The 12,071-nt window shown below is 54.7% G+C and carries 7 protein-coding genes; 1 reads left to right on the top strand and 6 read right to left on the bottom strand.

Translation table 11 applies throughout. From position 1 onward, the window contains the following. Positions 1–6 precede the first annotated feature (6 nt). Both C7H09_RS07055 and C7H09_RS07050 read right to left on the bottom strand, forming a co-directional pair. A complete protein-coding gene (locus C7H09_RS07055; protein WP_106761957.1) occupies positions 7–198 on the bottom strand; it encodes a CPXCG motif-containing cysteine-rich protein in 192 nt (63 codons plus the stop codon). Positions 199–206: 8 nt separating this feature from the next. Continuing rightward, on the bottom strand, positions 207–1,433 hold the full coding sequence (locus C7H09_RS07050) for a pyridoxal phosphate-dependent aminotransferase (protein ID WP_106761893.1): 1,227 nt from the start codon (positions 1,431–1,433) through the stop codon (positions 207–209). Between the two features lie 198 nt (positions 1,434–1,631). Here C7H09_RS07050 and C7H09_RS07045 point away from each other — a divergent pair, with 198 nt between their 5' ends. Further along, entirely contained in the window at positions 1,632–2,612 is a 981-nt protein-coding gene (locus C7H09_RS07045; protein ID WP_106761892.1) for a D-2-hydroxyacid dehydrogenase, read from the top strand. Between the two features lie 197 nt (positions 2,613–2,809). Here C7H09_RS07045 and C7H09_RS07040 read toward each other — a convergent pair whose 3' ends face one another. From C7H09_RS07040 to C7H09_RS07025, 4 genes are all read right to left on the bottom strand, one after another. Further along, positions 2,810–5,773 carry a restriction endonuclease gene (locus tag C7H09_RS07040; RefSeq protein WP_106761891.1) on the bottom strand — a complete coding sequence of 988 codons (2,964 nt, stop codon included), beginning with the start codon at positions 5,771–5,773 and terminating at the stop codon, positions 2,810–2,812. A 12-nt stretch (positions 5,774–5,785) separates the two neighbouring features. Further along, positions 5,786–7,873: a site-specific DNA-methyltransferase gene (locus C7H09_RS07035; protein WP_106761890.1), complete on the bottom strand. Its 2,088-nt coding sequence runs from the start codon at positions 7,871–7,873 to the stop codon at positions 5,786–5,788. Positions 7,874–7,937: 64 nt separating this feature from the next. Beyond that, entirely contained in the window at positions 7,938–9,188 is a 1,251-nt protein-coding gene (locus C7H09_RS07030) for an ATP-binding protein (RefSeq protein ID WP_106761889.1), read from the bottom strand. Positions 9,189–9,206: 18 nt separating this feature from the next. Further along, positions 9,207–12,056, bottom strand: a complete 2,850-nt coding sequence (locus C7H09_RS07025) for an SNF2-related protein (RefSeq protein WP_165794797.1) — start codon at positions 12,054–12,056, stop codon at positions 9,207–9,209. Positions 12,057–12,071: the final 15 nt, after the last annotated feature.

The raw sequence follows: 12,071 nt of genomic DNA, 5'->3' as shown, positions 1-12,071 counted from the left end.
ATACCCTCATTCGTTTTCAGCCCTGGCCTCCACATGGGGCACCAGCTGGTCATCCAGGTGGACTGTCAGCAGGATCGGCTGACAGCACACCTGGCAATCTTCCACGTATTCCTGCTCCGGCACGGATGGGTCAACGCTGACCTCCAGCGTCTCCCAACAGTAAGGGCATTGCACAAGTACCGAGTCCAGTGCTGACATCATTAACCTCAGAACTGCTGCTTCGCCATCCAGGGGATAATGCGGTCGAACGCCTCTTCCATGCGCTCGCAGGTGGTCGAGAAGCTGAACCGTAATGCGTTGGTGCAATCCTCGCCGAAGGCGTCCCCCGGCACCACGCAGACACCGGTTTCCTTGAGCATTCGCAACGCCAGATCAGAGCCATCAACATGAGGCGGCAAGTCCGGAAACGCGAAAAACGCGCCGCCGGGCTTGTAGCCGGTCAGATACGGCGTCTGCTCGATCAATTCGACAATCCGGTCACGTCGCTCCTGGTAGATTCCCACCATCTCCTGCACACACTGCTGGTCAGCCGTAAGGGCAGCCACACCGGCAAACTGGGAAGGGGTATTGGCCACCGAAGTGGTAAACATATGGTAACGGCGCAGGGATTTTATGGCCGCCTGGCTGGAAATGACCCAGCCTACCCGCAGCCCTGCCATGCTGTAGGTTTTCGAAAAGCTGCTGATGCACATGATGTTGTCCAGATCCATCGAACAGTTCAGCACGCTGGCAAAGTCATCGTCATCGAAAATCAGGTGGTCGTACACTTCGTCTGCATACACCTGTATGCCCCGATAAGCGCACTCCTCCAGAATCGTCTCCACCGTACTGCGAGGATACACCGCACCCGTGGGGTTGTTCGGGTTGTTCAGGATCAGCGCGAAGGTGCGAGAACCCATGGCCCGGATCACATCATCCGGATCAAGCTGATGGTTGTTTTCGGCCCGGGTGCGCACGAACTTAACCTCCCCACCGTTCATGCGAATCAACGGGGCATAGAGCAGAAACGACGGATCGGTCACAATAAATTGCCGCCCCGGGGCCGCCGTGGCAGAGATGGCGAGGTACATGGCTTCGGTGGCACCGCTGGTGATCAGGATGTTGTCCCGAGTCAGCTTTCTGTTGTACCGGCGCCCGTAATAATCCCGCAATGCGACCAATAACTCTGGCAGGCCAGCGTCCATGGTGTAACCGGTCTGGCCCGCATTCAGCGCGTCGATATAGGCGTCAATGATGTGTTTCGGGGTTGGCAAGTCCGGCTGGCCAATCGACAGATGAATAACATCCTTCATGGTCGAGGCCATGTTCACCAGACGACGGATGCCGGACACCGGAATAGCCTGCATCGCCGGGTTCCAGCTGGCTTTGGCCTTGCGGTACTTCACTTTGCCCGGTTTCGCCTGCCCGGTTTCCCGGCTAACGGATCCCACCATTTGAACCTCCTGAGGACAAGGTAAACCAATACTCACCTCCTGCAGGTTAGACCTGAAAAATCAGTGGGACAAGGGCGTAAGACCAAAGCATGGCTGGCAACTCGAAAATCCCCGTCAACCGGCCTCAGGTTGACCCGACAGCCGTCGCCAACCAGACTGTCTGCATACCAAAAGATCACCGGCAACCCGGGAGGTTACATGGCCGCTTCATCCAGACCCGTTATTACCGTGCTGAGCTCACCAGGAGAATCGGCACCTCCCGGCATCGAAGCCATCAAAGCCCGGGCCGAGGTGCGGTTTGCCTGTGACGAGGCCAGTCTGCGAGAGACCCTGCCAGGCACCGATGCAATGATGGTGACGGACTTTCGCACAGAAGCACTGGAAGCCGCCTGGGGCTCTGCCGACCGCTTGCAGTGGATTCACGCCACCAGTGCAGGCGTTGACGCTCTGATGTTTCCGGCGCTGATCGACAGCAAGGTCACCGTCACCAACGCCCGAGGCATCTTCGACCGCACGATCGCGGAGTATGTGTTGTGTACTATTCTCATGTTTGCCAAGGACTTTCCCACCTCAATCCGGCTACAGATCAACAACCAATGGCAACACCGGGACACCGAGCGGGCGGAAGGCAAACAGGTGCTGGTGGTCGGCGCCGGTTCCATCGGCCGACAGATTGCCAGGCTGGTAAACGCCATCGGCCTGAACGCCCATGGCATTGCCCGCACTCCACGCCCGGATGATCCGGACTTTGTTGCTGTGCATGGCAACGATGAACTCTACGAGCAGTTGTCTCATGCCGACTATGTGGTTATTGCCGCACCACTGACCCCGCAGACCGAGGGTTTATTCGATGCCAGGGCCTTTGCAGCCATGAAATCAACAGCGCGCCTGATCAACATCGGTCGTGGCCCGATCGTGAATACCGACGCCTTGCTCCAGGCACTGGACAAGGGCGACATTGCGGGCGCCGGGCTGGATGTGTTCGAGGAAGAACCATTACCGCCGGAACACCCGTTGTGGGCCCGGGAGAACGTGATCATGACCGCCCACATGGCCGGGGATTTCATCGGCTGGAAGCGGGCCCTGACAGACCAGTTTCTGGAGAACTTTGACCGCTGGCACAAGGGGGAGGAGCTGTTTAACTTCGTCAACAAGGGGCTTGGTTACGCTGGCAATTAGGACTTCAAGCGTTCTGGGCTCCCCCCCTCGCGAACACCGAACCCACTTCGCGTCGGGCGTTCGCTACTGACATTCAGATTGACATACACCAACCGGACGGCAAGAGTTTCGGACTGATTGGAAACAATGAGGTTTTATGGCATCAATACGATTAGTGATATTAGGTGTAGTAATTCGCCAGCATGAGGCTCCCCACACTACACAGCCGTCACCTCAGCTACCGAAGCCGCCACTTTGTAGTCCACATCACCCAACGCTTTAAAATGCGCCTCTCCACAAAGAATCTTCAGATTCTCCTCCAGCCGACGCTTGTCGCTGTCGTGGGTGGTCTTGGTTTCTCGGATCAGGTAGACCTTTTGATCCTCTTGTAGCACCACGGCCCAGTCCGGGTTGTAGTCGCCCACCGGAGTGGGGATGGTGAACCAGCGAGGGAGTTTGCAGAAGAACTTAATATTTTCTGCGCCATCCAGGGCTTGGGCGGTCATGTGCTCAATGTGGGAATCGTACTCAATGTAATCGTAAGGAGTTTGTACCTGGTCGCCCTGGTTCCCGTGTTTCACCTGGTAGGCGCGATCCAGGTAGGCTTCCAGTTCCGGTTCGTTGAACAGCTCCATCTTGTATCGCTCACCCGCCAGCTTTTCATAGCGGATGCCGTCCACCAGCAGCTCATCCAGCGCCTTGTGGATCTGCTTGCTGGCTTCGGTGATGAAGCCTTGGGGATTGGCCTTGAACTCCCCCAATCGGTTGCAGCGTTTGATGATCGTTAACAACGTGCCCCGGGTGAGTTCGGTGCGATCCTGCAAGGCTCCGATCAGGTCCGGCAGCACTTCGTGAGAACTCACGTAACGCTCTTTGGTGGTAGAGATCTGCCGGTCGCTGCCGAATCCCGCCTCGGTGAGTTTGGCCTGGGTGTGATCAATGGTCAGGGTGACTGGCTTGATCACCGGCATGGTTTGCAGTTTGTGGCTGGCGAGGTCAATCAGTTCCTGGGTATTGAACTCGATGGAATACCGGGTTTTCTGACTGATTCGCTCCCACAAAGCTTCGAAGTCCGGATTCAGCTCCACCCGCTTGTTGTAGGTTACGGGCATCCGCTTGCGAGCATCCTGAACCCGGCCCGCAAACATAAAGCTGCGGAGCTTGTCGATGATATCGTTTTCCAGCGGCTGATAGTCCGCAGGTAGCTGCAGTTGGAAATACATATCATCAGGCTGAAACTTAGCGGTGAGGTCGCCCTTGGTATCCAGATAACCTTCCGCCTTCAACGCCTGCCAGAGGTGGCGGGATTTCTCCTGCCCCAGAGGCTCCTGCTCGTTCAATGCGAGAGGGGCGAAGGCGATGGCGGGCACCCGGCCAAACTTGAAGCCGCCCCCAATGTCCTTCTCCATTTCCGTTTGCAGGTTCTTGGCGTATTCCTCGAAGGACTCACTGGCCACCACCGTCAGGCGGTTCACCTGAGGTTCATACACCCGGTCACCATTAGCATTCACCGCCAAGCGGAGGCCACGACCCAAGGTCTGGCGGCGCTCCTTCTCACTGCCAAACTCCCGCAAGGTGCAAATCTGGAACACATTGGGATTGTCCCAGCCTTCTTTCAGGGCGGAGTGACTGAAGATAAAGCGCAGGGGTTCACCATCATCCAGAAGTCGCTCCTTATCCTGCATGATCAGCTCATACACCTCACCGTCCGACGCCGTGTTGCCAGAGGTGTCCTTGAGGTCTACTACCTTGCCCCGCTTTTTTACCTCCGCGAAGTAGCCATTATGCACCTGCTCAACATCGCGCTTGGGCAGACTACTGAACAACGGATTGGCGGCAATGTCCCGATAGGCTTCCTCAAACCATTGAGCCAACTTGCCGTTCTGCCGGTTGCCATGCTCATCGTAATAGCGGTAGTTGGCCACCTTGTCGATAAAGAACAGGGACAACACCTTCACCGGCAGCCTCTGCTTTTGCAGGTTTCGCTCTTTCTTGAAATGCTCCTCCACCGTCTGGCGAATCTGCTCCTTGAGCACATCGTCATGGATACCGTCTTTTTCCTGCTCCGGCTCCAGAATCACGTTGTTGGCGAAGCGGACGTATTCGGCACCCGGTTCGGCGTAGATTTCATCCACCACATAACCCCCGTACCCTGGGCGGTTGGTGTGGTCGGAGAGGTCCGTGCCCTGCTTGAGCTTGACGGTCATTTCCTTGGTGCCATTTGGGGTATCGTCGAAAATCACCACTGAGGCCGAAGGCGTCTTAGCCTTGCCGGTGTATCCGATCTTGCTCAGCTTCAGGTAGGTCTGGTTGACGTTGCTCTGGGACTGGATAGACGCCACCGAGATCTGTTTCACCAGCTTCATGTCGTAGGCCTTCACCGGCCCCAACTGGTACACCACGTTGTAGGGGTTCTTGTGAGTCGCGGAATAACGCAAGGCGAACATTGGTTTGAGATGACTAATCGCCCGCTTGGCCTTGGCGGTAGTATCCACCGACTGGGGCTCGTCGATGATCAGTACCGGGCGTACGTCCTGGATGAACTGGATGGGTTTAACGCCGGACATCTTGTCCTGCTCCCGGTGAATCACCGACAGCTTTTTGACCTGCTCTGGTGTCAGCTCACCATAATCCACCACATCCCCCGCATCCTTCTGGAACGCCTGGATGTTGATCACCATGATCTGCAAGGTGTTGCCGGTGGCAAAATCCCGTACCTTGGAGAGGTTCTTCGAGCTGTACACGTAATGATCGAACGGCACATTGTTGTAGAGGCCACGGAAGTGTTCTTTCATCAACGCCAGGGACGACAATACCCCTTCACGAATCGCCACCGACGGCACCACGATGATGAACTTACGCAGCCCCAGCCGTTTGTGTAGCTCGAAAATGCTGCGCAGATAGACGTAGGTTTTCCCGGTGCCGGTTTCCATCTCCACGGAGAAGTTGGGGAAGGGATACCCGTCCCCATCCTCAAACAACGCGGCAGACTTCTCGATGTAGTTTTGCTCCTGCACCCGATGCAGGTTCTCCAACAATTTGTCCGGGTTCAACGTCAGGGTGTTGGCGATACCCAGCTGACGATAAGGCTCGCCAGCGGTGGAGAGACCATCGAACACCGCCATGGTGGATTCGATGGCATCCTGCTGGTAATCCAGGTTGGGATTGAACTTCAACTTCATCGTCAATCCCCCTTACACCGTTTTGAAATCAATCTGGTCGATTTTTTCCTTGCCCTGGTTGAAGGCCTGGAAGGTTTTCACGGCGTTGGTTTTGAGCTGGTCGTTACCATGGAAGGCTTTGTCCAGGCAGATAAACTGGCTCGGGGCTTGGGCCAGCACCGCATCAATGAGGGCCTGGTCGATGTCGTCTTCCAGGTGTACCAGCAGGGTGCCCTCAGCGACAGAGAACACCTTGTGGCCTGTCAGTTCGATTTGCTCCAAAGTTTCCGTGGGCATCACGCCGGCTTTGATCAGTAGTTCGTAGAGCAGGTCTTCCTGGCTGGCGTTGGGGTCGATATGGTCGACGTTGAGCTCCATCTGTTGAAGGAGTTCTTCGTCGGAGATGTCTTTGGTCGGGGCTTGCCAGAGTTTGAAATTGCTTTTCATTAACTTCAGAACCTTGAACCCCCATTTATTTTCCTGTTTCTCCCTGCGCCCATGCTCGTCTTCAAGCCCGGAATAAACTTTGCGTAGCCTATCTTTGGATATATCCGCAATCGTAGAGTACCCAGCCTTGAGCGCAGCCTTTCCTGTTTTCTCCTTTTCCGAGTTCGGCTCAGGCAACTGGACCAAAATGTATTTGAGATCTGAAGAATCTTTTATCGCGAGCTCAGCTACAGATTCACCCGTGGTACCGGATCCAGAGAAAAAGTCCAGAACTATACCTTCTTCGCCGCACACGTACTTAATAAGGCGCCTAATTTCAACATGGTCTTTGGGGTTGTTGAATAGCTTTGCCCCCATTAACCCTTTCAAATATTTGACAGCCACTTGACTCTGTTTGTAGATGCAGCTTCCGCGCACCTGTGTTGCCAATCCCTCATCATCACCAGAATCTTCAGAGTCATCCTCCAGCTCTTCACTAATAGGCCTCAGGTGGGTTTTACGAAACGGAGGTTTCGTGTGATCATCCCTGAATTGCACGAGCCCTGCTTCAATTTGCCGCTGCATTTCATCTGGGTTAGCGAACCGCCAACCAGATTCTGGAACCACACAAGGCTTTTTCGTCACTGGGTGGATGACATCGTACTCGGGCCCTCCACCACCTGGCCAAGATATATCTCTGTCGCGCCAAGGGCCGTTTTTATCTATTCGCTTATACCGACTCCATTTTTTTGAAGGGTGAGACTTCGGTAGCTCGGCGAACCAAGCTTGCAATTCGCTTTCGATAGCCTCATCGTTGCCACCACGCAGCTCTCGCAACAACAAATACTGCTCCCAAATTTCTTTTGCGCCGGGCTTTTCTTCCCTCCAGACAATGTTTTTCTCCTTAAGAATACTGCTGCTCTTCGCGTAGACGAGCATGTACTCATGTCCAACTGAGAAAAGTTTGGCATCATTCTTCCGCCCCTTCTCCCAAACTAAACAAGCGATTTGATTCTCCTCCCCAAAAATCTCATCACACATCCGCCGCAGGTTTTCCACCTCGTTGTCGTCAATGGAAATAAAGATCACCCCGTCCTCCCGCAACAGGTTGCGGGCCAGGTACAGGCGCGGGTACATCATGTTCAGCCACTTGGTGTGGAAACGGCCTTCGTTGGCGGTGTTGGTGGAGAAGGTGCGGCCTTCGCTGTCTTTCAGGCCAGCGTATTGCAGGTAGGTGTCCAGGCTTTCGCTGAAGTTGTCCGGGTAGATGAATTCCTTGCCGGTGTTGTAGGGCGGGTCAATGTAGATCATCTTGACCTTGCCATAGTAGCTCTTCTGCAGCAGCTTGAGGACTTCCAGGTTGTCACCCTCGATAAACAGGTTTTCGGTGGTGTCGAAATCCACCGATTCATCCCGGCAGGGCTTGAGGGTGGCGGTGGAAGGCTGCTGGATCAGCCGCAGGCAGTCCCGTTTGCCGGGCCAGTCCATGCCGTAGCGTTCGCGGCGGTTGTCATAGATATCTGTGAACTCACCCAGCTCGGCTTTCAGGCGCTCCAGATCAATGGTTATCTTCAGCTCGCCTTTGTCATTGCGGGTTTCGGTGAAGATGCCCGGGAACAGTTGTTCGAGTTCTTTGCGGCGCTGCTCGGCAACGTCCTGGGACTGGCCGTTCATCTGGGTATTTGGTGTGCTCATACTGCTGGAAATTCCTTAACTCGGGAGACTTTCAGATAGTTCAATACTGATGAGGCGATGGGCGTCAGTCTCGGTAAGACTCTTTTCTCGCCGCGTAGACAGTAAGCTGTAACTCTTCTCCGACCATCTTGTAGTCGGGGCGTTTGCCAGAGAGCTTTTCAGATTCGTTGAAAATCACCGGAACGCCCTCACCCCGTTTGTCCATCATGCGGGATCGGTTAATGGTGGGGTGCTCATAGGGGCAACGGGCCAGCAGGCTGGTGATCAACTGGTTGCGGGAGGCCTGCCGGGCCATGAGTTCGTCCACTTCCATGGTGTTGACCAGAGCGCCGGGTGAACAGATTACCAGCCGGTCGGCAAACATATGCAGGCGAATATGAGCGCCGTAGATATCGTAATCCCTGTGGGCCACCGCGTTTACCAACGCTTCGAAGATAGCGGTCAGGCTGTACTGGGGGATGTCTTCCCGGCCCAGCAGTTTACGGGCGGCCACACGCTGGTTTTTTTCAACGAATGCCAGAGCGCCGCTGATTTGCTGATCCAGAGGGCCAGTGAAATCCATCGCATCCGTTTGCTGGTCCGCATCGCGGTCGTCGCCCGCGTAACAGACGGCTTGAATGTAGGCGTTTGGCAGCCAGTTGACCGGGCTTGGGGTGCCGAGCAAAACCCCGGAAACACTCAGCTTCTCGTTACCCTCATCATCGTCTACCAGCATGCGCAGTTTACGCAACTGGGTGTGTTCGGGCTGGCCTTCCTCACGCAGGAACTTGCGGTACAGGCTCCGGTCCAGATTTTCATAACAGGAGCCGGGCACCGGGCGTTCGTCCAGCCAGATCAGCCGGGACTGACTGCGCTGCATCATCAGCCGGGCCAGGTATTCCTGCTTCATGGGTTGTCTGGATTCGGCCACACGATGGAAATAACGGCCATTGCTGCTGTGCACGAACAGGCTTTTCTCAATATCCACGTGCAGTATGTTTTTCATATCGCCGTGTTCGTCCGGCAGTTCAAGCAAGCGGGTAGCAATAGGCAACGGCGGCTCTATGTTGTCGGTGGCGGCGTCTTTCACCCGTTTCTGCACCGCCTCAAGCATGTCGGCCGGAATGCCGGTGATTTGCCGGGTTTTGTCGTCTACGCCCAGAATCAGGTAGCCGCCTTTCTGATTGGCGAAGGCAGCCATTTCGTCGGCCAGGTCTTTCTGGTCCGGCCCTTTGACTTTATTGCCCCGGATTTCAACACGCTTGAACTCATAGCCGGAGTCTTCCCCCAGGCGAATCTGGTACAGCAGGTCTTTAACCAGTTTTTCTCTGTCCATGATGATCTCTGGCCTGTGTCAGTGGGTGAGTGTCCAGCGAGCGGTAAACAGCGTTTTGATCTCGCACGTCAGCTCCAGCTTTTCGCTTACCTCGTCCAACAGGCGGTCTTCCTCTTGCTCAATGGCTTTTTTGGATTGGTGGTATTCTGCCAGAGCATCGTCCCGCTTGCGCTCCAGTTTGCGAAGTTCTTTCTTGGCCTGGATTTTTTCCGCTGTCGAAGCCAGTTGTCTCGCCTCTTTTTTATAGGCCCGTATTTGCTCGTCAAGCTCATCCACGGTGGCCATGAGCGCTTTCCGTCGATCCTGCGCCCAGCGTTCGAGCTTCTCAGATTCCTGCTCCAGATACTGGTCCAACTCCGCTTCTGTTTCGGCTTCGGTTTCTTCCACAACCTGCGCCTGCCACTCGGCGAAGAGCTCCTCTGGAATGGCATCACTCAGAGGCTCTTCACGGGCTGGCACTGACATCAAGTGGTCGGCATTTTCCAGTGCTAGTCTGTGGCCGTCGTCCGTTTGTGCAAGGACCACCAGCCGAGTGTTCCGCGTTCGCCCCTTGTTGTAGGTGAACCGCACTTCAAAAGCAGAGAGTGTGCCCGAGTGCCCAAGATACTCTCTGAGGGCCACATACTGGCCTTGAAGCTGGTCGTAATGGAACACCAAATGCGCTGGCACCAGGTTACGGGCCTTGGCCCTGCGCACCAGATCCCAGGCCAGATAATGCTCGGTAGCCTGTAAACGGAAAAATTCGGAGTCGTTCTGCTCCGCCAGTGGCCAGCTCAGGTCATAGCGCTGATTTTTGAGGTAAAAATGGTTGGTGTTAAATGTTGCATCCGGCAACTCTGCTCGAGCGAGGTCCATAAGCACCTGTTCATATTCCTGCAAGAAATCGTTACTCTGATCACGGCGGGTTTTGAGAGCAGACACAACATCCCGGTCGAAGTTATTCAGCAAGGCCTCACGAGCAGCCGTTTCTCTGGCAGCCAAAGTCTCCTCAAGGGACCGTTGTAACTGGTCGAACTGGTACTCAATTTCCTGATCGGTACGGCATTTCTGATAGATCTCGTAAATACGGCGTTCAATGTCGATGCTGCCTTCTATGGCTCCGAGCACTTCATCGGAAGCACCAAATACACCTTCAAACAATCGGAGCTTTTCATCAAGAAGTTGAAAGACGCGACGATCGGCCGGGTTTTTGCGGTTTACAAAGTTGACCACCACCACATCGTTCTTCTGGCCGTATCGGTGAACGCGCCCAATACGCTGTTCTACCTTCTGAGGATTCCATGGGAGATCATAGTTGATCAGTACGGAGCAGAACTGAAGGTTGATACCTTCTCCGCCAGCCTCGGTGGAAATAAGAATGTCTGCGTTGTTGCTGCGAAACTGATCCACCAGCGCGGCTTTCATATCAGCGGCTTTCGAGCCACTGATACGAGCTGACCCTTTGTGCTCTTCCAACCATGCCTGATAGATTTCCTTGGAATGAGGGTCGTTATTGGAACCGTTCAGCAATACCGTTCTTCCTGCGTACCCGCCGGTTTCCAGAAGTTCCTGAAGGTATTGTTGAGTTCTGCAAGACTCGGTGAACACCACTGCTTTGCGTTGCCCACCAAGACGTTCTGTCATGGTTAGGGCTTTTTCCAGAACCGCGAGTAGGGCCTGCCCCTTGGCGTTGCTGGCGATGTTCTTCGCAAGGTCGAAAAACTCGCTAAGCTGGGCGATTTCCTGGCTCAGCTTGCTTGGAGACCGCACTGGCTCATCGTTGCCGACCTTGTCATTGCTCTCTTCGTCTCCCCGGTTTTCAGACTCAGCCCAATCGTCGATTTCCTCGATATCAGAAAGCGCTTGCTCATCGAGCCACTGCTGCTGTTCAAGGCGATCAATCATACCCCTGAGCGTGTCGGCTACAGCAAAGGACGACGATGCCAAAATCTTGCGCAAACCCATGCTCACCAAATGGCGAGCACGGGGGTTAATCGCCTCGTTATCCGGCTGCTGCAGATAGTGGGACAGTTTCTGGTACAACTCCCATTCTTCCGGCAACGGCGTGAAGTCTTGAGTAATGGAATAGCGGTTGGTGAAGTTGATACCGCCCTCTTCCTGAACCTGGCGCCGGAGAGTTCGGTGGCATAATGGACGAATGCGACGTTTGAGATCTTCAAGTGCCTTTTCATCGCGCTGCCGGTTTACGTAGAGCGCCCGAAACGACTTTTCATCCCCAAAAAAATGGGGATCGATGACCTGGCTCAGACCATAGAGCTCCAAGAGGTTATTCTGGATCGGTGTTGCCGACAACAGAACACGGCTTTCAGCGAACTCGGTGGCCTCTACCAGTGCTTTTGCCCTCTTGCTGCCGTTGGTCTGATAGAGGTTCCTTAGTTTGTGGGCTTCATCGAAGACAACCAGGTTCCAGCTCACCAATCGTACATAGTCACGCTGGAGAGCCGCGTATTCATACGAGCAGATAACGATCTGCCCATTTTGATCGAACGGATTGATTTTTCCTTCTTTTTTGAGACTTGCAGCAACTTTTCCATCAATGATCACTGATGGCAGCTCAAACTTGTCTCCGAGCTCCTGGCTCCACTGCTTTCGCAATGAGGCGGGCACAATCAGGAGTATGTTACGTTTGTTCTCTGCCCATTTCTGAGCCATCACCAAGCTGGCTTCAATGGTCTTACCCAGGCCAACTTCATCCGCCAGGAGAACACCTTGCTCCAGCGGGGATTTCAACGCAAAACAGGCAGCATCGATCTGGTGCGGGTTCATATCCACACGGGCAGAGGCCATGGCCCGGGAGACCTGATTTTCGATTTTACCGGATTGGGTTAACCAGTGGGCAAAATAGGTGCTTTGGTGAGGGGTGAACATCTCCGACTTTCCTTT

It is taken from the genome of Marinobacter fuscus (genome assembly GCF_003007675.1).
GTDB lineage: Bacteria > Pseudomonadota > Gammaproteobacteria > Pseudomonadales > Oleiphilaceae > Marinobacter > Marinobacter fuscus.
Note: the sequence above shows the minus strand (reverse complement) of the source record. Positions and strands in the feature narration are given on the sequence as shown.